This is a genomic window from Streptomyces sp. CA-135486 (assembly GCF_050936555.1).
GTDB lineage: Bacteria > Actinomycetota > Actinomycetes > Streptomycetales > Streptomycetaceae > Streptomyces.
Window position 1 is genome coordinate 540,417 of record NZ_JBNJMM010000001.1, and the last position, 24,647, is coordinate 565,063.

Here is a 24,647-nt window from a genome sequence, read left to right on the forward strand (position 1 = left end):
AGGCCCGGCCCCGAGGAGTCCTCGGGGCCGGGCTCCTTCCCTGTACGGCTCCGACGTGGCGGTGGCGGGGTCAACGCACCCGCGCGCGGAGCTCCATTGCTTCGCGCGCGGTGTGCTCGGCGCAGTACACCTCGCACATATGGCGGCCGTCCGGCGTCGCCGTGTGCTCCACTTCCCACAGGCTCGTCTCGGTGCCGTCGAGCAGCAGGAACGCATGCTCGTACAGCGTGAAGCCCGCGTCCTTGCCCTCCACCTGGCACTGGCGGCCGAAGACCTGCGTGATGTGGTGGGCGAACGCGGCCCGCAGCCGGAGCGCGGTCCCCTCACCCGGCCGGTCGGCGTTCTCCGCACGGCGCAGCACACGGCGCGCGTGGTCCGCGGAGTTGTCCGGGACGTACATCCGGGGGAGTGGGGCGGGAGGAGCAGTCATCACACTGGCGAGGAGCTCCAGATCGGCGTCGAGATCCGCGTCACAGATGGCGTCGGGATCGCCGCCCGCGGTCCCGGCGAAGCCCGGGAAACCGGCGGGCAGCCGGGATGCGGCGAGCCGGGCCTCCGACTCCTCGGTGTACAGCTCGTGCTGCTCGTCGCTGTCGCGGCCGGTGTTGTGCACCAGCTCCCACAGCACGAGCGAGCTGCCATCGCTGAGCAGATAGGCATGCCGGTACGTCGCGCGGTGCAGGGCCGCGCTGTGGTGCGAGGAGTGCAGCGAACTGGCGTGAGCCAGCGCCGATCCGAGCCGTTCGACCGTCGCATCCGGCAGGTCGAAGGAGTTGAGCGCCCGACCCAGGAGTCGCTCGAGGTGCGTCTCGGTTGTCTCGTACGGATCGTTCAAGGTGGGTCTCCAGGCCGTCGCCGCAAGTCACTTGGTGATTGCTAAACGTAGCGCTTGGGTCTGACAACGCGTCCGGGTTCGGGAAAACGAGGGGCGTGCGGGGCAAGTTCCCGCGCCCCCGGCCAACCGCCTTGTCCCGTAGGTCAGTCGATGTCGTACAGGTCCCGGTACGAAGGGAAGGCTCCGCCAGGACCCTCGACGCCCCGGGCCACGAGGACCGCCCGTACGATCGCCCGCGTCACCACGTCCGCGCCCGCAGCGAGTACTTCGTTGAGGGCGAGCGGGCTTGCGGCGTTCAGCGGGAGGGCGCCTGTTGCGAGGGTGAAGACGGTGTCCCCGTCGTTGAGGAGATGCACCGGGCGTACGGCGCGGGCGATGCCGTCGTGTGCCGTGCCCGCGAGCTTCTGCGCCTGGGCGCGGGTGAGATCGGCGTCGGTGGCGACGACGGCGAGGGTCGTGTTGAGCGGGGGACGCCCGTTCTTCTCGCGCACCTCGGTGAGCCGGAGCTGGGCCGCGGCGTGCACGTCGGGACTGGGGTAGGCGATGCGGCCGCCGATGTACTGCCCGTACAGCGCGCCCGTCCTCGGATCCACCGCCGAGCCCACGGCGTTCGCCACGACGAGCGCGGCGACGGTGATCCCGGAGTCCAGGACGATGCTCGCGGTGCCGATCCCGCCCTTGAGCTGCCCGACGACCGCGCCCGTGCCCGCGCCGACGCCGCCCTCCTCGACCGGCGCGCCCTCGTCCGTACGGGCTGCCGCTTCGACGGCGGCGCGTCCGGTCGCGGCGTCCGGTCTGGCCCGCCAGTCGCCGCCGCGGCCCAGGTCGAAGACGCAGGCGGCGGGGACGACCGGCACGACGTGGGACGGGTCGGGTCCCACCCGCACGCCCCGGCCCTGTTCCTCCAGCCATGCCATCACACCGGCTGCGCTGTCGAGGCCGTAGGCGCTGCCGCCGGTCAGCACGAGCGCCTCGACGCGCTGGACGAGATTGCGGGGGTCGAGTGCGTCGGTCTCCCGGGTGCCGGGGCCGCCGCCCCGTACGTCCACGGCGGCGATCGCGCCGCCCGCGGGGGCGAGGACGACGGTGGTGCCGCTGAGGGCGCGGTCGCCGAGCACGCGCGCGTGGCCGACGCGGAGGCCGGTCACGTCCGTCAACCCGCCGGCCGACTCGTCCGCGAGTCCGCCCGTCGGTGCGTCATGTGTTGCCATGAAGCCCATGCGTACCACGGGACTTGGCCCAGTGCCCCGGACCTCGACATGTCACGGCCGTGGCGTCGGTCACGCCGCGGCTGCCGTCCGGGCGGTGAGCGTGAAGCCGACCGCGACCGCCGCCGTCGCCACGAGACCGGCCGCGAGGACCGCCCACTCCCCGGCGAACGTACAGAGCAGGATCGCCCCCGAGGTGGCGGGCAGGACGAGCTGCTGGGCGATCCCCACCCTGAAGTAGCGCGCGTGCAGTGCCCACACCAGCAGCATGAAGCCGGCGGCGGGGACGGTGACGGCGGCCGACGCGGCCGTGGTGGAGATATGCGCCTTGCCCACGGCCTGCTCAACCGCCACCTCGATGCCCGCACCGATCGCGGCGGCCGACGCGAAGATCCCGTAGTGGCCGTAACCCCACAGGAATCCTTCCTTGTTGGAGGCGAGGCGGTCATGGGCCGGGACGACGAAGTAGATCCACCACGCGGCAAAGACGATCAGGAGCCCGCCCGCGGCGATCGGCAGCACATCGCCCAGCGCGTCGTTCTCCGCGACACCGGACTTCACGGCGACCGTGGCCGCGGCGATCGTCTCGCCCAGCACGATGATCGTGAACAGGCCGTAGCGCTCGGCGATGTGGTGCGGGTGCCAGTTGGTGTGGAAGTCCTTCTCGGCGTACACCGGTACGCACATCTCGGCGATCGCCATGGCCAGGAAGATCCAGCCGCGGGTCGCCTCGGGCGTGAACAGCAGTGCGCTCCAGCCGATCTGACAGAGGATCACGCCGCCCGCGTACCGCAGGGCCATGGTCCGCTCGGGGCCGGACGCGGCTCGCGCGGCCCTCAACCACTGCGAGGTCAGCGCGAGGCGCATCACCAGATAGCCGAGCCACACGAGGAGGAAGTCATGGTCCTGGAAGGCGGGGGAGACACCGGCCGCGAGGATCAGGACTCCCGCGATCTGGACGAGGGTCACCACGCGGTAGAGGGGGTCGTCGTTGTCGTACGCCGACGCGAACCACGTGAAGTTCATCCACGCCCACCAGATGGCGAAGAAGACCATCAGATAGCTGAGGATGCCGTCCGCCGCGTGGTGCTCGCTGACGGAGTGCACCAGCTGGGCACCGGCCTGGGCGATCGCCACGACGAAGCAGAGGTCGAAGAAGAGCTCAAGAGGTGTTGCGGCGCGGTGCTCCTCGTCGCGCTGCCGGGCGACGAGGGGGCGGAGGGGGCGCAACGGGCTCGGCGGGTTCGACGGATTCGGCGGGCTGCCGGCGCTGGGCGTGTCAGTCATGGGCCAAGCACAGCAGAGGGCGGGTGGCCGGCGACCTGGACGCGCGAGGGGGCGGGGGCGGGCGGGGCCGTGGGGCTGGGGGAGGCGCGGGCGGCTGGGGTCGGCGGTTTGTCCTCCCCACCCCCGCCCCTTCCCGAGACCGGGAGCGGTGCCCCCGGGCCCCGGGGTCAGGGGCTCCGCCCCTGACCCCGCACGGCAGCCTCGCGCCGCGGATGCAGTTTGTGGAGCTGCGGCCGCCTCCCTGGGGCTGTGCCCCCGGGCTCCCGGGGGTGTCGGGGCTGCGCCCCCGGACCTCGCACGCACGGTGCATCGCCGCGGACACATCCTGCGGACCACGCCCGGCCTTGGCGACCCCCCTTCTCGGGGTGGTGCCCCGGCCCTGCACGCCAGCTTCGCGCCGTGGATGCCGGCCACGGACCCGTGGCCGCTGCCCTGCGGCTGCCCTCCCGGGGCTTCGGGTCGGTCCCTGCCCGGCGGGGCCGCCTGCGGCCGTCTTTCCGAGACCCGGGGGCTCCGCGCCGCGGCAGTCGAAGGGCTGCCGCCCGTCCCGCTGGGCGCGCCCACCGACAGTGCCCGGTGGGCCTGGCGCGTCCCCACCCGTGGGCCGCGCTCGTCGTTGCCGCCGTACCCTGGAGGCATGAGCACCGCCCCCACCCCCGGACCGCGTGATGCGAAGCAGCCACGGCAGCAGGCCCCGAAGCCGAAGCTGATCTTTGACGATCCGCTGGACCAGCAATCCTCGGACGATACGGACCGTGGGTGGGGCGAGCGGCCTCTCGCGGGTGGCGACAGTGCATCCGATCTCGCGCGCTTCCTCGACGAGAAGCCGCCCCACCACATCTGAGCCTTCGCTACCGGTCGTGCCCCGCGTCCCGCTGGGCCACCACCGCGTCCCGGATCTCCTTCAGTACTTCGAGCTCGGTCAGCTCGACCACTTCCTTCGCGCCCTCCTTGGCCGCCTGCCGGTCCGCCCGCCTCGCCAGGTACTTCGACATCGGCAGGACCATCAGGAAATAGACGACGGCCGCGGTGATCAGAAAGGTGAGCGTGGCGCTGAGCACCGAGCCCCACATGATCTGAATGCCGCTCGTGGCCTCGCCGGTCTTGGCGTCGACGACACACGGACTCTTCAGACACGAGGAGTACTGGGTGAGGTCCTTCGTGCCGAACGCGCCGACCAGCGGGCTGATGACGCCCTTCACCACGGAGTTCACGATCTGGGTGAAGGCCGCGCCGATGACGACTGCGACGGCCAGGTCGATCACATTGCCACGCATCAGGAAGGTCTTGAAGCCCTCCAGGACGCTGACCTTCTTCTCGTCCACCACTGATCCTCTCTTCGTATGTACAGGACGCGGAGTCAAACGTTCCGAAACCTACGTCAGCGCCTGACCGCGTTGTCCAGTCCGTACACGTGAGGAGATGACCTGACGACACGTCTGTGAGAGTCAGCACACCGTCACCGCCAGCCGGGACGTCGCCCCCGCGCCCGCCAGCGCCGCTGCGGTGGCCCGTGGAACGGACAGCACCACCAGCGCTCCGCCGTCCCCCACCGGCTCCCGGGCCATGGGTACTTGGGCGACCCGCGCCCCGGACGCCACCACCCGCGCCTCGGAGGCCTCCCCAGCAGGGGAGTCGGCGGCAGCGATCACATCGACCCGGTCTCCCGGGCGCAGCAGCCGGACCGTCGCGGCGTCCGCGATGCGCACCGGAGCGGAGACCATCTCGGCGGCGGGCCGACGCTCGCGCTGCGCCGCAGTGGGCGCCGCCCCGGCCTCCGCGCCGTCCGCCCCACGCGCACCCGAAGCGGCAAGCGCCGCCGCCGTCATGGCGAGACCGGCCGCCAGGGCACGCCGTCGCCGGCGCATCGCCCGCCGCAGCCGGTGGGCCCCGCCGCGCACCCGCACCGGCGTGAACGGCGGCACACCAAGAGGTTCAGGCGCGGGAGAAGAAGGGAGGGGAGGGAGGGAAGGGAGAAGCGACATGACACGCACCGCCTGTCGTGAAGAGTGGAGCAGGAGTGGAGCCGGACCAAGCACCCCTCACGATCCACCGTCCGCCCGCATCCCGCAGACGCCTGTGGACGACCCCCGTCTTGTGGACAACTCCCTCACCCGGGCGAGCGATTACGGCAGGACTACGGCACGACTACGGCAGTTCGATCCCCGGATCGATGCCGCCCAGCGCTCTCCTGCACAGACAGTCCCGCGCCCCGTCCGCCGGCAGCCCCGCCACCGCGTCGAAGAGCACCGTACGCAGCCGGTCCACATTGGCGGCGAAGACCTTCAGCACCTCCTCGTGGGAGACGCCCTCGCCCGATTCGGCCCCCGCGTCCAGGTCCGTCACCAGGGTCATCGACGCGTAGCAGAGCTCCAGTTCACGGGCGAGCATCGCCTCGGGGTGCCCGGTCATGCCGATCACCGACCAGCCCATCGCCGCGTACCAGCGGGACTCCGCCCGGGTCGAGAAGCGCGGCCCCTCGACGACGACCAGGGTTCCGCCGTCCACCGGCTCCCAGTCGCGCCCGCGCGCAGCGGCAAGCGCGGCCTTGCGCCCCTCGGGGCAGTAGGGATCGGCCGGCGACACATGCACCACGTTCGGAATGCTCCCGTCCGGGAGCGGCAGCCCGTCGAAATACGTCTGCGCCCGCGCCTGCGTACGGTCCACGAACTGATCCGGTACGAGCAGCGTTCCCGGCCCGTACTCCGGCCGCAGCCCGCCCACCGCGCACGGTCCCAGCACCTGTCGTACGCCCACGGACCTCAGCGCCCACAGATTGGCGCGGTAGTTGATGCGGTGCGGCGGCAGATGGTGGCCGCGTCCGTGCCGGGGCAGAAAGGCGACCCGTCGTCCAGCGATCTCGCCGAGGAACAGCGAGTCGCTGGGCGGGCCGTACGGCGTCTCCACCTGGATCTCGGTGACGTCGTCGAGGAACGAGTAGAAGCCCGAGCCGCCGATCACACCGATCTCGGCGGAGTCCGACAGTGCGTTCGCGTTGGTCGCCATGGCGATCACAGTATCCGTACGCAAAAACGCCGAGGACCCCGCCGTACGAAACGACAGGGTCCTGCAGAGGCAGAGAGATCAAGCAGACAAGTTCAAGCAGACCGAGTGCAAGCGGACCGAGTGCAACAGGCGAGTGCAAGCGGACGTCAGGCGGCCGAGCTGCTGCTGCCGCTGGACGAGGACGTGCTCGACGAAGAGGAGGACGACGAGGTCGACGTCGCAGGCTTCGAGTCCGACGACTTCGCGTCCGACGACTTCGCGTTCGTGGACGAGCCCGACGCCGCAGGCGAGCTGCTCGACGACGACCCACGGCTGTCATTGCGGTAGAAGCCGGAGCCCTTGAAGACAATGCCGACCGCCGAGAACACCTTCTTCAGGCGTCCGTCGCAGCTCGGGCATACGGTCAGGGCGTCATCGGTGAACTTCTGCACCGCCTCGAGGCCCTCGCCGCATTCGGTGCACTGGTACTGGTACGTAGGCACTTGTCTTCCTCCTGGCACTCTCACTCTATGAGTGCTAACGACGGTCCATAGTGACGTATTCCGCTGGATCAGTCCACCGCCACAGGCACGCGGTGACCCATGCCACGTGCCGCGATCCGCCCCGAAGCCCTCCGCGAGAGCCTCGAGCACAGGGCCAGCAGGGTGGCCAGCGCCAGCACGGTGCCGACCAGCGGGACCACGAATCCGGCGCTCGCGCCCCTCTCGTCGGCCAGCCGTCCGGCGACCGTCACGGCCGCCGCCTGGCCCAGCGCCACCGCGCCCGTCAGCCAGGTGAAGGCCTCGGTGCGGGCCGAGGCGGGCACCAGCGACTCCACCAGCGTGTAGCCGCTGATCAGGGCGGGTGCGATGCAGAGGCCGACCAGCAGCCCGAGACCCGCGAGGAGTGCCACCGAGTGCACCGTCCAGAGCGCGGAGGCCGCCAGCGTCAGCCCGGCGTAGCCGAGCACCATTCGCCGCCGCGGCCCGCTCTTCCACGCGATCGCGCCGCACGCGATGCCGGCCAGCATGTTGCCGGCCGCGAAGATGCCGTACAGCAGACCGTTGGCCCCGGGGTTGCCGATCTCCTCGGCGAAGGCGGTCAGCGAGACCTGCATTCCACCGAAGACCGAGCCGATGCCGAGAAAGGCCACGGCCAGCACCCGGACGCCGGGGACGGAGAGGGCGGACGCATGCGGCCGGTCGGCCGTCGCGGCGGGCCGGACCGGCGGCTGCGTACGGCTCTGGGCCGCGAAGAGCAGACCGCCGGCCAGGGTCAGTCCGGCCTCGGCGATCAGTCCGGCCGCCGGGTGGACGCCCGTGGCGAGCGCGGTCGCGAGCACCGGCCCGACGACAAAGGTGAACTCGTCCGTCACGGACTCGAAGGCCGCCGCCGTCGACATCAGCGGCGAGCCCTCCAGCTTGGCGGCCCAGCGGGCGCGCACCATCGGGCCGATCTGCGGTACGGAAGCACCCGTGGGGACGGCCGCGGCGAACAGTGCCCACAGGGGCGCGTGCGCCAGCGCGAGCGAGGTGAGGGCGGCGCCGGAAGCGGCGTGCGCCAGCACGCCCGGCAGCAGTACGGCCCGCTGTCCGAAGCGGTCGGCGAGCTTGCCGCTCTGCGGTGCGAACAGGGCCATGGAGACGCCGGTGACGGCGGCGACCGCGCCGGCGCTGCCGTACGAACCGGTGGTGTGCTGGACCAGCAGGACGATGCCGATGGTCAGCATCGCGAAGGGCTGGCGTGCCAGGAAGCCGGGAAGCAGGAAGGTCCAGGCGCCCGGGGTGCTCAGGAGCTGCCCGTAGCCAGGACGGTTCTCGACCGTGGATGCCACGGTCCGTGCCTTTCTGCCGCCTGGTAGCGCTCCCCTGGGTGTACGGGAGCCGCCGAGAGCTGTCCTCTTGCGCGGATCTGCGGTAGATACCGGGGCCTACAGCGAGGGCTCCGCGGCCGCCATACGGTCGCGCCAGCTCTGCGTCAGGCAGAGTTGGTCGATCAGTGTGCCTTCATGCTACAGGGAATCTTGCGATCGCCCCTGGGAAATGGGTCACACAGTCATCGATCCGCCTGTGATTAACCGGATCTTCGTCCGCGGTTCCAGGGGCAGGGCGAATTCCGGGTCCGGGCGGTTTCCGGCCGCGTTCCGGGGCAGCCAGGAGGGCTCCCGGCGTCTCAGGCGGCCCCGCCGACTCCCCCGTTTCCGCCCGTCCCCAGCCAGTCGGCCAGCTTTCCGCCCTGGCCGACGGCCCGCAGTCGCCGCTCAGCCGCGTCCCGCACCGGATCCGTCGCCACCACCAGCAGCTCGTCGCCCCGCCGCAGCACTGTCGACGGCAGCGGTACGAAGCTCTTCCCCTCCCGTACGACAAGGGTGACCGCCGACCCGGGCGGCAGCCGCAGCTCCGCGACCTCCACTCCGTGCATCTTGGACTCCTCGGGGATCGCCACCGAGAGCAGATGTCCGCGCAGCCGCTCCAGCGGCGCCGACTCGATGCCGAGGTCGGCGGCCTCCGCCCGGTCGCCGAGCCGCAGTGCCTTCGCCACCCAGGGCAGCGTCGGTCCCTGCACCAGGGTGTAGACGACGACCAGGACGAAGACGATGTTGAAGACCCGGTCGCTGCCCTCGATGCCGTACACCATCGGGATGGTGGCGAGAATGATGGGCACGGCGCCGCGCAGGCCTGCCCACGACATCAGCACCTGCTCCCGCCAGGGAATGCGGAAGGGCAGCAGACTGGCGAACACTTCCAACGGCCGCGCCACCACGGTCAGCACCAGACCCACGACGACGGCGGGCAGGATGTCGTCGCCGAGTTCGTGCGGGGTCACCAGCAGGCCGAGCAGGACGAACATGCCGATCTGCGCGATCCAGCCGAGCCCTTCGGCGAATCCGCGGTTCGCGGGGGAGTGCGGGAGCTTGGAGTTCCCGAGCACCATCGAGGCGAGATAGACGGCGAGGAAGCCACTGCCGTGTGCCATGGCGCCGGCGGCGTACGCGACGACCGCGATCGCCATCACCGCGATCGGATACAGGCCTGATGCGGGCAGCGCCACATGCCGTAGCCCGAAGGCGCCCAGCCAGCCCGCCGCGAGTCCGATTGCCGCACCGATCAGCAGCTCCAGCGCGATCTTCCCGACCAGTACGTACCAGTCGTCGATGGGCCCGGCCGTCGAGAAGGCCACCACCAGGATCACCACGGGGGCGTCGTTGAAGCCCGACTCGGCCTCCAGTACACCGGTCACCCGGGACGGCAGCGGCACCCTGCGCAGTACGGAGAAGACCGCGGCGGCGTCCGTCGAGGAGACCACCGCACCGATGATGAGGGCCTGTCGCCACTCAAGTCCGACCAGATAATGAGCTCCTGCGGCCGTGATGCCCACGCTCACGGCGACGCCGACGGTCGACAGTGCGACCGCCGCGGGCAACGCGGGTTTGACCTGCTTCCACTTGGTGCCAAGTCCACCTTCGGCCAGGATCACCACAAGCGCGGCATAGCCGATCACCTGCGTCAGTTCGGCGTCGTTGAACTGGACGTGGAAGATGCCGTCCTGGCCGATCGCGATCCCTATACCGAGATACAGGAGCAGGCTGGGAAGCCCGCTGCGGGAGGAGATGCGCACGGCCGCGACGGCGATGAGCAGAACGAGCGAGCAGATGAGCAGGAGTTCATTGAGCCGGTGGACAGTCAGTGGCCGATCCTTCCCCTCGCGCCTGCGTGTCGGATCGTTCCTCCGACGGGCGACACATCGTTACCTTACCTAATCTTTAACATTTCCTTGCCGTGGTAGATCATTTGTGCGAGCGCCGGCGGCCGGGGACCGCCTTACGGATACCGCGTCAGGGCCGGTGGAACGCTGCGCCTATGGTTGCTCCAGCACTCCAGGACCAGCCTGCGCCTCGAAGGACAGCGATGCCCGCCAACACAACCGCCTCTTCCCCCAAGAAGAAGAAGGGGCGACGCGCCCGCCTGCTCGTGTTCTTCCTGGTGCTGGCGCTTGTCGCGGGTGTCGGATATGGCACGTACTGGAGCATCAGCACGGTGCGCGCCTCGTATCCGCAGACCAACGGGACGATCAAACTCGCGGGCCTGAAGGGCCAGGTCGAGGTCAGGCGCGACAGCTTCGGCATTCCGCAGATCTATGCGGACAGTGACGAAGACCTGTTCCGCGCCCAGGGCTTCGTCCAGGCGCAGGACCGCTTCTGGGAGATGGACGTCCGCCGCCATATGACGGCCGGCCGGCTCTCCGAGATGTTCGGCTCCGGACAGGTCGAGACGGATGCCTTCCTGCGCACCCTCGGCTGGCGCCAGGTTGCCGAGCGGGAGTACGAGACCAAACTCTCGCCGGACACCAAGAAGTACCTCCAGGCGTACGCGGAGGGCGTCAACGCGTACCTCAAGGACAAGGACGGCAAGGAACTCTCCGTCGAGTACGCGGCCCTGTCCTTCGTGAACGACTACAAGCCCGAACAGTGGACTCCGGTCGACTCGGTGGCCTGGCTCAAGGCGATGGCCTGGGACCTGCGCGGCAATATGCAGGACGAGATCGACCGCTCGCTGCTGACCAGCAGGCTGACCGAGAAGCAGATCAAGGACCTCTACCCGGCGTATCCGTACGACAGGAACAAGCCGATCGTCCAGGAAGGCGGCATCAGCCCCGCCACCGGGAAGTTCGATCCGGACGCCAAACCGTCCGAGGTGTCGGGCAACGGCGGCCAGGGCAGCGCGGCGGGCGCGGCCCAGGGCCTCAACTCCCAGCTCGCCGCGCTCTCGAAGACGCTCGACACGATCCCGTCGCTGCTGGGCCCGAGCGGCAGCGGCATCGGCTCCAATTCCTGGGTCGTCTCCGGCAGGTACACGACGACCGACAAGCCGCTGTTGGCCAATGACCCGCATCTCGCGCCGCAGCTGCCCTCCGTCTGGTACCAGATGGGGCTGCACTGCCGTACGGTCTCCCCCTCCTGCCGGTACGACACCGCCGGCTACACCTTCTCCGGCACGCCGGGCGTGATAATCGGCCACAACCAGAACATCGCCTGGGGCTTCACCAACCTCGGCGCGGACGTCACCGACCTCTATCTGGAGAAGCTGTCCGGCGACAGCTACCAGGTGGGCGGCGAGGAGAAGAAGCTGACCGCCCGCAAGGAGGTCATCAAGGTCGCGGGCGAGTCCAGCAAGACGATCACCGTCCGCTCCACCGGGCACGGCCCGCTGGTCTCCGACCGCAGCAGTGAGCTGGAGACGGTCGGCCGGCAGGCCCCCGTGTCCAACGCCGCCCCCGACCGCGGCGCCGGATACGCGGTCGCCCTGCAGTGGACCGCGCTCCAGCCCGGCAGGTCCATGGACGCTGTCTTCGAGCTCAACCGCGCCAAGGACTTCCAGTCCTTCCGTGCGGCCGCCGAGAACTTCGAGGTTCCCTCGCAGAACCTCGTCTACGCCGACACCGAAGGCCACATCGGCTACCAGGCCCCCGGCAAGATCCCCGTGCGCGCCAAGGGCGACGGCTCGATCCCCGCGCCCGGCTGGGACCCCGGGTACAAGTGGAAGGGCTTCATCCCCTTCGACGAGCTGCCGTACGAGTTCGACCCCGAGCGCGGCTACATCGTCACCGCCAACCAGGCGGTCGTGGACGCCAAGAAGTACCCGTATCTGCTCACCAAGGACTACGGCTACGGAACCCGCAGCCAGCGGATCAACGACCTCATCGAGTCGAAGATCCAGGGCGGCGGCAAGATCTCGACCGAAGACATGCGCACCATGCAGATGGACAACAGCAGCGAGATCGCCAAGCTCCTGACGCCGTATCTGCTGAAGATCGACATTTCGGACTCGTACGTCCGTGAGGCGCAGAAGCTGCTGGAGGGCTGGGACTACACCCAGGAGCCGGACTCCGGCGCGGCCGCGTACTTCAACGCGGTCTGGCGCAATGTCCTCAAGCTCGCCTTCGGCAACAAGCTGCCCAAGGAGCTGCGGGTCGACGGCGAGTGCCTGAACGTCCGCCCGGCCGACAGCTCGGCCCCGGACGACGAGCTCAGCGAGCGGGTGCGCGAGTGCGGCCGGCGCGACACGGACTCGGCGCAGCCGGACGGCGGCGACCGCTGGTTCGAGGTCGTACGCAGGATTCTCAAGGACGAGAAGAACGAGTGGTGGCGGGCACCGGCCGGCCGTACGGAGAAGGCGGCGACCACGCGCGACCAGCTGCTCGCCCGGGCCATGGATGACGCCCGCTGGGAGCTGACCGCCAAGCTCGGCAAGGACGCCTCCAGCTGGAGCTGGGGCAGGCTGCACCAGCTGACCCTGAAGAACCAGACGCTCGGCACCGACGGTCCCGGCTTCCTGCAGTTCGTGCTCAACCGCGGGCCGTGGAATCTGGGCGGCGGCGAGGCGGCGGTCAATGCGACCGGCTGGAACGCGGCGGGCGGGTACGGCGTGATCTGGGTGCCGTCGATGCGGATGGTCGTCAACGTCGGCGACTGGGACAAGTCCCGCTGGATCAATCTGAGCGGCGCCTCGGGGCACGCGTACAGCGCGCACTACACCGACCAGACCGACAAGTGGGCCAAGGGCGAACTCCTCGACTGGGCCTACGGCGAGCAGGCGGTGAAGGCGAAGACCGTCGACACCCTCAAGCTCACGCGGTAAAGCGTCTGATCGACCCGGGTGTGACCACCGCGTGCACGGGGTGGTCGTGCGGCTCCTGCGGGACCCGCTCGACCACCTCATTCGCGTACAGCAGCACCACCAGCGCCGGGTCGGCGCCGGCCGCCGCCAGGCGCGCGAGCACCCGGTCGTACGAGCCGCCCCCGCGGCCCAGGCGCATGCCGCGCGAGTCCACCGCGAGCCCGGGAAGGAGCACGGCATCCGCTTCGAGTACGGCGTCCACGCCGAGTCGCTCGCCGTCCGGCTCCAGCAGGCCGCGGCCGGCGCGCACCAGATGCTCCGGGCCCTCGTACACGCCCCAGTCCAGATCGTTGTCCGGCTTCAGGACCGGTAGCAGGACGCGTACGCCCCGCGCGCGCAGCGCGTCGAGCAGCGCGCGCGTGCCGGGCTCGCGCCCGATGGAGACATACGCCGCGACTGTGCCCGCTTCGGTCAATTCCGCAAGGCCCAGGGCCTGTCGGGCGAGAACCGCGGCGGCCTGTTCGACGTCTTCAGTGGACATCAGGCCCCGGGCCGCGAGGAGTTCGCGTCGTACCGCACTCTTTCCGGACAAGTCGCCACACATTGCTTGTTCACAAACCTCTCGTACGCGCCTTTATGCGAAGGAAGTTAACCGGAGGCTCATCTTCAGCCCATAGTCACCGGATAGGGTGATCCGCATGACTCAGTCGCACCCCAGGATCAGCAAGGCTGTCATCCCCGCCGCCGGCCTCGGCACCCGATTCCTGCCGGCCACGAAAGCCACTCCCAAAGAGATGCTGCCTGTGGTCGACAAGCCCGCGATCCAGTACGTCGTCGAAGAGGCGGTCTCGGCCGGGCTCTCCGACGTGCTCATGATCACAGGCCGCAACAAGCGCCCGCTCGAGGACCACTTCGACCGCAATTACGAGCTGGAGGAGGCGCTCAAGAGCAAGGGCGACGCCGGCCGGCTCGCGAAGGTCCAGGAGTCGAGCGACCTCGCCACCATGCACTACGTCCGCCAGGGCGACCCGCGCGGCCTCGGCCACGCCGTCCTGTGCGCCGCCCCGCACGTCGGCGACCAGCCCTTCGCGGTCCTCCTCGGCGACGACCTGATCGACCCGCGCGACCCGCTGCTCGCCCGTATGGTCGAGATCCAGGAGCGGGAGGGCGGCAGCGTCATCGCGCTGATGGAGGTCGACCCCGCCCAGATCCATCTGTACGGCTGCGCGGCCGTCGAGGCCACCGGCGAGTTCGACGTGGTCAGGGTGACCAAGCTGGTCGAGAAGCCCGACCCGTCCGAGGCCCCGAGCAATCTCGCCATCATCGGCCGCTATGTCCTGAACCCGGCCGTCTTCGAGATACTGCGCCAGACCGAGCCGGGCCGCGGCAACGAGATCCAGCTGACCGACGCCCTGGAGAAGCTCGCCGAGGACGAGAAGGTGGGCGGTCCGGTGCATGGGGTGATCTTCAAGGGCCGCCGGTATGACACAGGCGACCGCGGGGACTATCTGCGAGCAATTGTCAGACTCGCGTGCGAACGTGAAGACCTGGGCCCGGAGTTCCGGTCCTGGCTTCGCAGTTATGTGACCGAGGAGATGTAGCACCGTGAGCAGCACGATCTGGTCGGTGGACGACCACCTTGAGGACATCCTCGGCGCGATCCGCCCGCTCGATCCGATCGAGCTGCAGTTGCCCGACGCCCAGGGCTGCGTCCTGGTCGAGGACGTCACGGTGCCGGTCGCGCTGCCGCCCTTCGACAACAGCTCCATGGACGGTTACGCGGTCCGCACCGCCGACGTCGCGGGCGCCAGCGAGGAGTTCCCCGCGGTCCTCACGGTGATCGGCGATGTGGCGGCGGGCAGCGGCGGGCTGCCCACGGTCGGACCCGGCGAGGCCGCCCGGATCATGACCGGCGCCCCGCTGCCGCCCGGAGCCGAGGCGGTCGTCCCGGTCGAGTGGACCGACGGCGGCACCGGCGGGGGATCGGCCACCACGATGCGTCCGGCGGGCGAGGCCCCGCAGGGCGCGAGCGGTGAGGTCCGCGTCCACCGCCCGGTCGAGGCCCGTGCCCATGTGCGCTCGCGTGGCAGCGACGTCCAGGCCGGTGACCTGGCGCTGGAGGCGGGCACGGTGCTCGGCCCGCCCCAGATCGGGCTGCTCGCGGCCATCGGCCGCGGCACCGTGCGGGTGAGGCCCCGGCCGCGCGTCGTCGTGCTCTCCACCGGCAGCGAACTGGTCCAGCCCGGCGAGAGGTTGGCCGAGGGGCAGATCTACGACTCCAACAGCTTCGCCCTGTGCGCCGCCGCGCGGGACGCGGGCGCTCTGTCCTACCGGGTCGGCGCGGTCACCGACGATGCGGAGATCCTGCGCGCCACCATCGAGGACCAGCTGATCCGCGCCGATCTGCTGGTCACGACGGGTGGCGTCAGCGTCGGTGCGTACGACGTCGTCAAGGAGGCGCTCTCCTCGGTGGGTGACGAGGACGTACCGGGCAGTGGCGTCGACTTCCGCAAGCTCGCCATGCAGCCCGGCAAGCCGCAGGGCTTCGGCTCGATCGGCCCGGAGCACACGCCGCTGCTGGCCCTGCCGGGCAATCCCGTCTCCTCGTACGTCTCCTTCGAGCTGTTCGTACGACCCGCGATCAAGGCCCTGATGGGGCTGAAGGATGTGCACCGCCCGAAGGTGCGGGCCGCGCTGAAGGCCGACAAGGCGCTGTCGTCACCCGAGGGCAAGCGGCAGTTCCTGCGCGGTGCGTACGACCCCGCGTCGGGCACCGTCTCCCCGGTCGGCGGCTCCGGCTCCCATCTGATCGCCGCCCTCGCCCATGCCGACTGCCTGATCGTCGTCCCCGAGGCGGACACCTCGGTGGAGCCCGGCGCGGACGTGGAAGTGGTCCTCCTCGGCTGACCTGCTTACGGTGGCGGTACCGTGTCTGCCCACACAGGCCCCGCAGGGCCCTGACCGGGAGCGTCACAGCAGATGAGTACCCAAGGCAGGCTGACCCACATCGACGAGGCGGGGGCGGCCCGTATGGTCGACGTCTCGGGAAAGGACGTCACCGCACGCACCGCCCGCGCCAGTGGCCGGGTGCTGGTCTCCGCGCAGGTCGTGGAGCTGCTGCGGGGTGAGGGCGTCCCGAAGGGCGATGCACTCGCCACGGCCCGGATCGCGGGCATCATGGGCGCCAAGCGCACACCCGATCTGATCCCGCTCTGCCACCCGCTCGCTGTCTCCGGCGTGACGCTGGATCTCTCGGTCGCCGACGACGCCGTAGAGATCACCGCCACGGTGAAGACCACCGACCGTACGGGTGTCGAGATGGAGGCCCTCACCGCGGTCTCGGTCGCCGCGCTCACCGTCGTCGACATGGTGAAGGCCGTCGACAAGGGCGCGGTGATCACCGACATCCGGGTCGAGGAGAAGACGGGCGGCAAGTCCGGCGACTGGAGCCGGCCGTGAACCCGCCGCGCGCCGGTGAGGTCTACAGCCACAGTCACGGGCCGGGCCCCGAAGCGGCCCGGAGGGCCCTGGTCGTCACCGCGTCCAACCGCGCCGCCGCCGGTGTGTACGAGGACAAGGGCGGCCCGATCCTCGCCGAGGGCCTTGCCGCGCTGGGCTTCCAGGTGGACGGCCCGCGCGTGGTCCCGGACGGTGACCCGGTCGAGCAGGCCCTGCGGGAGGGGGTGGCCGCCGCGTACGACGTCATCCTCACCACCGGCGGCACCGGTATCTCGCCCACCGACAGGACGCCCGAGGTCACCCGCAGCGTCCTGGACCACGAGATCCCCGGCATCCCCGAGGCGATCCGCGCGTACGGACGCGAGAAGGTGCCCGCCGCCGCGCTGTCCCGGGGGCTCGCCGGGGTGGCCGGCCGCACCCTGATCGTCAACCTCCCCGGTTCCACCGGCGGGGTGCGCGACGGCCTTGCCGTACTGGAGCAGCTGCTGGTGCACGCCGTGGACCAGATCCGCGGCGGCGACCACCCAAGACCTGCCGGGAGCCCGAGCTGAACGCCTCCTGGCCCGTGGTCCTGGCGGACGGCGATGTGGTCCTCCGCCCCATAAAGCTGCGCGACCAGCGCAACTGGCGCGAGGTCAACCGGCGCAACCGGGACTGGCTCAGGCCCTGGGAGGCGACCGTTCCGCCGCCCGCGCCCGGCGCCCCGCACACCCAGCGCCCCACCTACCGGCAGATGGTCCGCCATCTGCGCGTCGAGGCCAACGCGGGCCGGATACTGCCCTTCGTCATCGAGTACCAGGGCGCTCTGGTGGGCCAGTTGACGGTCGCAGGGATCACCTGGGGCTCGATGTGCTCGGGCCATGTCGGCTACTGGGTGGACCGGGAGGTCGCGGGCCGCGGAGTGATGCCGACCGCCGTCGCGCTCGCCGTCGACCACTGTTTCCGTGTCGTCGGACTGCACCGCATCGAGGTCTGTATTCGGCCCGAGAACGGCCCCAGCCGCCGGGTCGTGGAGAAACTCGGATTCCGCGAAGAGGGACTGCGCCCGCGTTATCTCCACATCGACGGCGCGTGGCGGGACCATCTGGTGTTCGCGCTCACGTCCGAAGAGGTGCCCGAAGGTCTGCTCCGCCGCTGGCACCAGGCACGACCCGGAACGCACCGGGAAATAAAATAAGTGTTCGAAATTGCTCGCTGTCGACCATGCGCTGATCTGAACAATCGCAAAAAAAGTCCGTGATATCAGCCGGATCGTGCGACACACCGGGCCAATTGGCGGATGCCCTTGCGAGAACACCTCTACCGTGTGAAGCGTGAGCAGCAGCGGCCTCATCTACGCAGTCATCGTCGGGGCCTGGGCCGCCTACTTGGTGCCGATGTGGCTCCGCAGGCAGGACGAGCTCAATGAAGCCCGTCCGACGGAACGCTTCTCCACCGCCATCCGGCTGCTGTCCGGACGCGGGGCGATGGAGCGCCGATACGCCAAGGAGCTGCGGGAGCGCAACGCGGAGCAGGGCCGGCCCGGCGTGGACCCGGATGCCGTCACGGACCGTTTGAGTTCCGTGGACGTCCGGGCCTTCGCCGCGCCCCCGGCACATACCGAAGCCCGGATGGACGTACCGGCCCGCCCGGCGCCGGACAGGGCCCCCCAGCCCCGCCCGGCCTCGGATCCGGCGGCCCAGGCCCGGCACGTGCCCGAGCAGGGGGGTCCGGACCGGACGCGGCGCCCGCGCCCCCGGCCGGGCGGCCCCGCCGCCGAGCGCGCCCGGCGCAGCAAGGTCCTGGCCCGCCGCAGACGCACCACCGTGGTCCTCTTCCTCGCGTTCACGCTCGGCGCGATCGTGGCCGCGGTCGGCGGACTGGGCTTCCTGTGGGCCCCGGGCGTCCCGGCCATACTGCTCAGCGCGTACATCGTGCATCTGCGCGTCCAGGAGCGACGGCGCTTCGTGTTCACCATGGACCGGCGCCGGGCGGAGGCCGCGGCGCAGCGGCTGCGCGAGAACCGGCCCCGCCGGCCGCAGGCCGCGGCCTCGGCCGCCGACCCCGACGAGGAGCCCGAAGCGGGGCCCGAGGCCGAACCCTCCCCCGGACTTCGTCCGGAGGGACCCCCATCCAGGCTCTCCCCGCAGGAGGCCGGCCGACGCGCGCTCGTCGAGCAGACGGACCACGCGGAGTGGGTCGACCAGCAGCGCGAGCGAGGACCGGCGCGCGGCGACAGCTGGGATCCGGTCCCGGTCCCGCTGCCGACATATGTCACGGCGCCGGTCGCCCCGCGGGCCACGGGCGGAGTCGAGGTCGGCGACCCGGAGACCTGGAGCGCGGCCCGCTCGTCGACGGCCGAGCCGACTCCGACGCCGTCCCCGGCGGCCGAACCGCCGCGTCAGCGGCAGGCCCCGCAGCGCCGCACGCGCGAGCGCGGTCGCACGCCGCTCTTCGATCAGTACGCGGACGAGGACCGGCCGCGCGCCGCCAACGAGTGAGCCGGTGACCAGGGCGTGACCAGCGAGGGAACGGATTTCCAAGCACCCCGAGCGGGATGCTAGAGTTTCACTCGTTGCAAGGGCCTGTGGCGCAGTCTGGTAGCGCACCTCGTTCGCATCGAGGGGGTCTGGGGTTCAAATCCCCACAGGTCCACAACAACTGACGAGGTCCCGTCCGATCATCACGATCGGGCGGGACCTCGTCGTTGTGCTTGTGCGTCGCTCCGCATGCCGTCCCGGCGGAATCAGCTTTTAATGCTGAATGTCCGCTTCGGCTTCCGTCGGGAGAATCGCATGCTGCGTCGTCTCGGTGAATGGTGCGCTCGGCGCTGTGTGTTGGTCATCGTGGCCTGGCTGGTCGCGCTGGCGGGTCTTCAGGTGCTGAATCACACATACGGTGGCGACTACTCCGACGACTTCGCACTGCCGGGCACCCAGTCGCAGGAAGGGCTGGACGTACTCAAGAAGCACGATCCGGCAGCCGGCGGTTACGGCAGCCAGATCGTGCTGCACGACACCGCGAAGCCGCTCACCGACTTCGGCTCGCAGATGTCCACGGCGGTCGCCAGCCTCCAGAAACTGCCGCACGTGCTTTCCGCGCAGAGCCCGCTGCCGCCCGCGGGCACGACTCCGCCCCCGCCGCCGTCCGGGCAGAACGTCGGGCCGCTGTCCACGGATGGCGCAACCGCCTACATCACCGTCCGCTTCGACGTTCAGCCCTCCACTCTGGGGGAGTCGTACCTCGACGGGGTGGATCAGGCCGTCAAGCCGCTGCGGGACGCCGGGGTGGATGTGGAGTACGGCGGTCCGCTCGGGGAGCTGGCCCGGCCCGAGGCCAACGACCGGACCAGCGAGCTGATCGGGTTCGCGGTGGCGATCGTGGTGCTGCTGGTCGGGTTCGGCAGTGTGCTCGCCGCCGGGGTGCCACTGCTGACGGCGCTGATCAGCGTGATCTGCGGGCTCGCCTGTCTGGCCCTGCTCGCCGCCGCATTCACCTTCGCCACGGTCTCACCCACCCTTGCCACCATGATCGGTCTCGGTGTGGGGATCGACTACGCGCTGTTCCTGCTCACCCGGCACCGGCAGAACATCATGGACGGCCGCGATCCGGTGCGGGCCGCCGGGCACGCGGTGTCCACCAGCGGGCGGGCAGTGCTCGTCTCCGGCTGCACGGTCATCATCGCCCTGTCCGGCCTCTGGGTCTCCGGGATCAGCTTCATCGGCAAACTCGGCGTGGCCGCCGCCGTCACCGTGGTCACGGCGGTCGTGGGAGCGCTCACCCTGGTGCCCGCCCTGCTGGGGCTGATCGGCCGGCGGATCGACAAGTACCACGTACGCAAGCCGATCGCGGAGACGGAGACCGAGCCCGGTGCCGAGGAACACGGCACCTGGCACCGCTACGCGATGCGCGTCGAGCGCCGCCCGTGGTCGTTCCTGACCGGCGGCGTGATCGTCGTCGCCGTACTTGCCATCCCGCTCTTCTCCATCCAGCTCGGCCACATCGGGGACGGCGCGGACCCCAAGTCCTTCACGGACCGGCGCGCGTACGACCTGATGTCCGACGCCTTCGGGCCCGGCTCCAACGGGCCGCTGACCCTCGTCATCGACCAGACCTCGGTGCCCGCGGCCGACCGGTCGGCGCTCGCCACACAGGCACAGAAGGCGCTCACCGATGTGCCGAACACCGCCGCGATCACTCCGCTGAAACCCACTCAGGACGGGGACGTGCTGGTCGGCACGGCCTACTCGACGAAGGCTCCGCAGGACGAGAAGACCACACAGCTGGTCAACCACATGGTGGACGACGTCCTGCCCGATGCCGTCAAGGGCACCTCCGCCAAGGGATATGTGACGGGCACGACGGCCGCCCAGGTCGACTTCCTGGACATCGTCTCCAGCCGGCTGCTCCTGATCATCCTGGTGGTGGTCGCGCTCGCCTTCCTCATCATCCTGATCGTCTTCCGCGGGGTGCTGGTCGCCCTCAAGGCCGCCGTGCTCAACGTCCTGTCGATCGCCGCTTCTTACGGAGTCGTCGTCGCCGTCTTCCAGTGGGGCTGGGGCGGCCCGGCGCTGGGAGTGTCGGGCGATGTGCCCATCGAGAGCTATGTGCCGATGATGATGTTCGCGATCGTCTTCGGCCTGAGTATGGACTACGAGATCTTCCTGCTCTCCCGCGTCCATGAGGCCTGGCTGCGCACGGGCGACCCGAAGGGGAGCGTGGCGCATGCGCTGGAGATCACCGCACGGGTGATCACCTGTGCGGCCCTGATCATGGTCAGCGTCTTCGCCGCCTTCATCATCAGCGACAACATCGTCGTGAAGATGCTGGGGCTCGGTCTGGCCGTGAGTGTGCTGATCGACGCGACCGTGGTGCGGCTGCTGCTGGTCCCGGCGGTGATGACGCTGCTCGGCAAGGCCGCGTGGTGGACGCCGCGGTGGCTGGACCGGATCCTGCCGCATGTGGACACCGAGGGTGAGGCCGAGGCCGGCGCCGCCGAGCCGCGAAAGGTCGAGGCGCCGCGCTGACGCGGGCTCAGATCGCAACGTCCGGGAGGGATCCCGGGGTTGGTCAGCGCCGGGGGGAGACCGGCGGGGGCCGAGCCGCCCCCGCCGACCGCCGGGTGCCTCAGGAGACCTGGGCCTTGTCGTACAGCGCCTTCGCGTCATTGCCGAAGTACGGGCCGAACATCCGGTTCGGCAGGAAGGTGTAGCCGAAGCTGTTCACCGATGCCTGCAGGCCGGTGCCGGTGGACTCGCTGAAGGACGTGAACCAGGGGCCGCCGCTGGAGCCGCCCGTCATATTGCAGCCCAGGCTGTGGTCCTGCGAGAAGAGGAAGTCCTTCGAGGAGTTCCCGCTGCAGTAGACCAGCTTGGTCCCGTCGTACGGAGCGGCCGCGGGGAAGCCGAAGGCGTACATCGGCTTGTTGTAGCCGCCGTTGAAGGACAGGCCCTGCGCACCGACGACCGAGGCGAGCTTCTGGCCGTTCAGCGGGGCGACGACCGCCGCGCCGACGTCGTAGTTGATGTCCTCGCTCGCCTGCCACTGCGGGGTGGTCAGCGTCTTGGTGGCGCTCCACTGGCCGTACGGCGCCTGGCCGTTGCTGTAGGCGGGCACGAAGACCCAATTGGTGTGCCAGGCGCCCTGGTACTTCACGCAGTGTCCCGCGGTGATCACCGTGCTGCCGTTCTGACTGGTGACCGAGTCGCCCGAGCAGGAGGCCGTACGCCCCTGGAAGGTGAAGAAGACCCGGCCGGACGTCTTGACCACCGCGCCGCCGCCCGTCCATGCTCCGCCCGCCTGCGGGAAGGACATGATCGAGACGCCGGTGGGGGATATGACGGTCTCACTGCCCCCGCGCTTCGGGGCCTTGAGTGCCTTGAGCCCGTCCCGGGTCAGCGGCGGCAGATCGAGCGGGGCCGCGTGGCGCATCCGCTCGGCGGTCCAAAAGCCCTTCGTGTGCTGCTGCTTGAAGACCGTGGGGGTGGGGGAGGGTGCGGGGGCGGCGCCGGCGGCGGTGGCCGACAGTGCGCCGGCGAGCAGGGTGCCGACGGCCAACAGGATCGCTGCGGCAGTGCGATGGCGTCTCACGCATATCTCCTTCTGCCGTGCCCGCGCGTGGTGTCGCGCGGGCAGGGTGGGGAATGAGGCGGTGCGGATCGGCGTGCGTGAGGCAGAGTGCCACGGGAAACGCGATTATGTCAGGGGCGCGACAAAGGCTTCGCGAAGCAGCGGCTGTTCTCGTACGCGCGGTAGTGGCCGAATTTGGCGCACGGCTCATAGCCGGCAGAGGTGTAGAGCGCGATCGCCTCGGGCTGCTTGTCGCCGGTCTCCAGCACCATCCGGATACGGCCGGCGGCGCGGGCGTCGTCCTCCAGGGCGGCGAGAATCCGGCGGGCGAGACCGAGACCGCGTGCCCCGGGGGTCACATACATGCGCTTGAGTTCGGCGTCGCCGTCGCTGTAGCCCTCGTCGTTCTCGTCCTGGCAGCGCCAGCCGCCGGTCGCCACGGGGCGGTCCTGATCGTCGTACGCCAGGAGGTAGAGCCCGAGCGGCGGCAGGAACATCGACGGGTCGAGAGGGGTGGCATCGCCCCCGTCCCCGTACCTCAGGGCGTATTCGAGCTGGACCTCGTCATTGAGCTTGACGGCATCGGGGTGATCGAAGGGCAGCCGGCGGAAATGCATGCGTACGAGGGTACGTGTATGCGAATGCGGGCTGCCGGTGTGGTGCTCGGTAGGGTGCCGGGATGCTCACCGTGACAACCGTGAATGTGAATGGGCTGCGCGCCGCGGCCAAGAAGGGCTTCGTGGAGTGGCTTGCCGGCACTGCCGCGGATGTGATCTGCCTCCAGGAGGTACGGGCCGAGGCACATCAGCTCCCGGCCGAGGTCCGCGAACCGGCCGGCTGGCACACGGTGCACGCCCCGGCCCTGGCGAAGGGGCGCGCGGGCGTCTCCCTCTATACGCGGCGTGAGCCGGACCGGGTGCGGATCGGCTTCGGGTCGAGCGAGTTCGACGCGAGTGGGCGGTACGTCGAGGCGGACCTGCCCGGCGTCACGGTCGCGAGCCTGTACCTGCCGTCGGGGGAAGTGGGGACGGAGAAGCAGGACGAGAAGACGCGATTCATGGCGGAGTTCCTGCCGTATCTGCGCGAACTGAAGGCGCGGGCGGCGGCGGACGGCCGTGAGGTGGTGGTGTGCGGCGACTGGAACATCGCGCACCGCGAGGCGGACCTCAAGAACTGGCGGGGCAACAAGAAGAACTCCGGCTTCCTGCCGGAGGAGCGGGAGTGGATGTCCCGGGTCTTCGACGAGGCGGAGTACGTGGACGTGGTGCGGGCCCTGCATCGGGATATGGAGGGGCCGTACTCGTGGTGGTCGTACCGCGGGCGGGCCTTCGACAACGACACGGGCTGGCGGATCGACTACCAGGTGGCGACGGCGGGGCTGGCGGGGCGTGCGGTGAAGGCGTGGGTGGAGCGGGCGGCGACGCATGGGGAGCGGTGGAGTGATCATGCGCCGGTCAGTGCGGTGTATGAGTTGTAGGGGGGCGCGGGGGGCCGTGACTTGGGCCGGGGCTGTTCCCCCACCCCGCCCCTTCCCGAAACCGGGGCTGCGCCCCGGACCCCGTGGGAGGGGTTCGCGGGGGCAGACGCCCCCGCGCCGCTGGGGGCAGGCAGCTTCGCGCCGGGGAGGCGCGCGTTCTTGGGGGTGGCGGGTTCGCGCGGGGGGCCGTGGCTCGGGCGGGGGTTGTTTCCCCTACCCCGCCCCTTCCCGAAGCCGGGGCTGCGCCCCGGACCCCGTGGGGAGGGGTTCGCGGGGCTGACGCCCCGCACCCTGGTGCGGCAGCTTCGCGCCGCGGGGTGGCTCTGTGACCCGGGTCTGCGGCAGTTTCGCGCCCCAGCGGCGGTCAGGGGGCGTGGGGGTGGGGGGTACTTCCTACCCCCCACATGTCAGGGCGGGCGGGTGGGGAAAACACGCCCCGCATGCGAAAGGCGCCCCCGTCGTCACAGGCGCGCCCCTCACATCACCCGCAGCGTTCAGTCGTCCCTGTAATCCTGGCGGAACTTGTCCTCCGCCTCGCGCATCATCTCGTCCGTCGATCGCACCAGCTCATCCCCCTGCGCAGTCCGCTCCCACGCCTCGTCATGCCTGCTGCTAGGCGTCGGCTTCGGCTGTTCCTTGAGCTTCTTCTTGTCCTGGGACCGGTCTTTCCTGCCCATGGAAGTTCACTCCTCGGGGTGTGAGGGGCGGGGACGAACGCCCCCGGGCCCCCG

At 70.2% G+C, this 24,647-nt stretch carries 23 protein-coding genes and 1 tRNA gene; 11 read left to right on the plus strand and 13 right to left on the minus strand.

Going from position 1 to position 24,647, the window contains the following annotated elements; translation table 11 throughout:
- Positions 1–70 precede the first annotated feature (70 nt).
- The 3 genes from ACQEVG_RS02600 to ACQEVG_RS02610 form a co-directional block, all read right to left on the minus strand.
- Complete coding sequence (locus ACQEVG_RS02600; RefSeq protein ID WP_432976334.1) at positions 71–835, minus strand: DUF6227 family protein; 765 nt, start codon at positions 833–835, stop codon at positions 71–73.
- 143 nt (positions 836–978) lie between these two features.
- Positions 979–2,046, minus strand: coding sequence for a P1 family peptidase (locus ACQEVG_RS02605; RefSeq protein ID WP_432976337.1), 1,068 nt, complete (start codon positions 2,044–2,046; stop codon positions 979–981).
- Between the two features lie 69 nt (positions 2,047–2,115).
- A complete protein-coding gene (locus tag ACQEVG_RS02610; RefSeq protein ID WP_432976340.1) occupies positions 2,116–3,330 on the minus strand; it encodes a low temperature requirement protein A in 1,215 nt (404 codons plus the stop codon).
- A 637-nt stretch (positions 3,331–3,967) separates the two neighbouring features.
- Between ACQEVG_RS02610 and ACQEVG_RS02615 the strand changes: the two genes are divergently transcribed.
- Positions 3,968–4,174, plus strand: a complete 207-nt coding sequence (locus ACQEVG_RS02615) for a hypothetical protein (protein ID WP_432976343.1) — start codon at positions 3,968–3,970, stop codon at positions 4,172–4,174.
- 7 nt (positions 4,175–4,181) lie between these two features.
- Here ACQEVG_RS02615 and mscL read toward each other — a convergent pair whose 3' ends face one another.
- From mscL to ACQEVG_RS02645, 6 genes are all read right to left on the minus strand, one after another.
- Positions 4,182–4,655, minus strand: coding sequence for a large conductance mechanosensitive channel protein MscL (mscL, locus tag ACQEVG_RS02620; protein WP_432976346.1), 474 nt, complete (start codon positions 4,653–4,655; stop codon positions 4,182–4,184).
- Positions 4,656–4,778: 123 nt separating this feature from the next.
- Positions 4,779–5,315: a hypothetical protein gene (locus ACQEVG_RS02625; protein WP_432976349.1), complete on the minus strand. Its 537-nt coding sequence runs from the start codon at positions 5,313–5,315 to the stop codon at positions 4,779–4,781.
- Positions 5,316–5,478: 163 nt separating this feature from the next.
- A complete protein-coding gene (locus tag ACQEVG_RS02630) occupies positions 5,479–6,336 on the minus strand; it encodes an S-methyl-5'-thioadenosine phosphorylase (RefSeq protein ID WP_432976352.1) in 858 nt (285 codons plus the stop codon).
- Between the two features lie 146 nt (positions 6,337–6,482).
- A complete protein-coding gene (locus tag ACQEVG_RS02635; protein ID WP_432976355.1) occupies positions 6,483–6,818 on the minus strand; it encodes an FmdB family zinc ribbon protein in 336 nt (111 codons plus the stop codon).
- A gap of 68 nt (positions 6,819–6,886) precedes the next feature.
- Positions 6,887–8,149 (minus strand): MFS transporter, encoded by a 1,263-nt coding sequence (locus ACQEVG_RS02640; protein WP_432976358.1) that lies wholly within the window; start codon positions 8,147–8,149, stop codon positions 6,887–6,889.
- A gap of 338 nt (positions 8,150–8,487) precedes the next feature.
- Entirely contained in the window at positions 8,488–10,002 is a 1,515-nt protein-coding gene (locus ACQEVG_RS02645; RefSeq protein WP_432984982.1) for a potassium/proton antiporter, read from the minus strand.
- 221 nt (positions 10,003–10,223) lie between these two features.
- On the opposite strand from ACQEVG_RS02645, the gene ACQEVG_RS02650 reads away from it, so the two are divergent.
- Entirely contained in the window at positions 10,224–12,953 is a 2,730-nt protein-coding gene (locus ACQEVG_RS02650; RefSeq protein WP_432976361.1) for a penicillin acylase family protein, read from the plus strand.
- On the opposite strand, the gene ACQEVG_RS02655 is transcribed toward ACQEVG_RS02650, so the two are convergent.
- On the minus strand, positions 12,943–13,536 hold the full coding sequence (locus tag ACQEVG_RS02655) for a 5-formyltetrahydrofolate cyclo-ligase (RefSeq protein WP_432976364.1): 594 nt from the start codon (positions 13,534–13,536) through the stop codon (positions 12,943–12,945). The two genes, ACQEVG_RS02650 and ACQEVG_RS02655, sit on opposite strands and share 11 nt — an antisense overlap.
- Positions 13,537–13,630: 94 nt before the next feature.
- On the opposite strand from ACQEVG_RS02655, the gene galU reads away from it, so the two are divergent.
- The 8 genes from galU (at position 13,631) to ACQEVG_RS02695 (ending at position 21,397) form a co-directional block, all read left to right on the plus strand.
- The gene (gene galU / locus ACQEVG_RS02660; RefSeq protein ID WP_432976367.1) at positions 13,631–14,533 is read left to right on the plus strand and encodes a UTP--glucose-1-phosphate uridylyltransferase GalU; all 903 of its coding nucleotides are present in this window, start codon (positions 13,631–13,633) and stop codon (positions 14,531–14,533) included.
- Positions 14,534–14,537: 4 nt separating this feature from the next.
- The gene (glp, locus tag ACQEVG_RS02665) at positions 14,538–15,839 is read left to right on the plus strand and encodes a molybdotransferase-like divisome protein Glp (protein ID WP_432976370.1); all 1,302 of its coding nucleotides are present in this window, start codon (positions 14,538–14,540) and stop codon (positions 15,837–15,839) included.
- 72 nt (positions 15,840–15,911) lie between these two features.
- On the plus strand, positions 15,912–16,391 hold the full coding sequence (gene moaC / locus ACQEVG_RS02670) for a cyclic pyranopterin monophosphate synthase MoaC (RefSeq protein WP_432976373.1): 480 nt from the start codon (positions 15,912–15,914) through the stop codon (positions 16,389–16,391).
- A complete protein-coding gene (locus tag ACQEVG_RS02675; protein ID WP_432976376.1) occupies positions 16,388–16,942 on the plus strand; it encodes a MogA/MoaB family molybdenum cofactor biosynthesis protein in 555 nt (184 codons plus the stop codon). Before moaC ends, ACQEVG_RS02675 begins: the two co-directional genes overlap by 4 nt.
- A 14-nt stretch (positions 16,943–16,956) precedes the next feature.
- Positions 16,957–17,568, plus strand: coding sequence for a GNAT family N-acetyltransferase (locus ACQEVG_RS02680; protein ID WP_432976379.1), 612 nt, complete (start codon positions 16,957–16,959; stop codon positions 17,566–17,568).
- 136 nt (positions 17,569–17,704) lie between these two features.
- Positions 17,705–18,871, plus strand: coding sequence for a divisome protein SepX/GlpR (gene sepX / locus ACQEVG_RS02685; protein WP_432976382.1), 1,167 nt, complete (start codon positions 17,705–17,707; stop codon positions 18,869–18,871).
- 80 nt (positions 18,872–18,951) lie between these two features.
- Positions 18,952–19,025 (plus strand) — tRNA-Ala (locus ACQEVG_RS02690).
- A 140-nt stretch (positions 19,026–19,165) separates the two neighbouring features.
- Complete coding sequence (locus ACQEVG_RS02695) at positions 19,166–21,397, plus strand: MMPL family transporter (RefSeq protein ID WP_432976385.1); 2,232 nt, start codon at positions 19,166–19,168, stop codon at positions 21,395–21,397.
- Between the two features lie 100 nt (positions 21,398–21,497).
- Here the strand turns inward: ACQEVG_RS02695 and ACQEVG_RS02700 are convergent, their stop codons facing one another.
- Complete coding sequence (locus tag ACQEVG_RS02700; protein ID WP_432976388.1) at positions 21,498–22,460, minus strand: trypsin-like serine peptidase; 963 nt, start codon at positions 22,458–22,460, stop codon at positions 21,498–21,500.
- 110 nt (positions 22,461–22,570) lie between these two features.
- Positions 22,571–23,056, minus strand: a complete 486-nt coding sequence (locus ACQEVG_RS02705) for a GNAT family N-acetyltransferase (RefSeq protein ID WP_432976391.1) — start codon at positions 23,054–23,056, stop codon at positions 22,571–22,573.
- A 62-nt stretch (positions 23,057–23,118) separates the two neighbouring features.
- Here ACQEVG_RS02705 and ACQEVG_RS02710 point away from each other — a divergent pair, with 62 nt between their 5' ends.
- Entirely contained in the window at positions 23,119–23,916 is a 798-nt protein-coding gene (locus tag ACQEVG_RS02710) for an exodeoxyribonuclease III (protein ID WP_432976394.1), read from the plus strand.
- Between the two features lie 494 nt (positions 23,917–24,410).
- On the opposite strand, the gene ACQEVG_RS02715 is transcribed toward ACQEVG_RS02710, so the two are convergent.
- On the minus strand, positions 24,411–24,593 hold the full coding sequence (locus ACQEVG_RS02715; protein ID WP_432976397.1) for a hypothetical protein: 183 nt from the start codon (positions 24,591–24,593) through the stop codon (positions 24,411–24,413).
- Positions 24,594–24,647 lie beyond the last annotated feature (54 nt).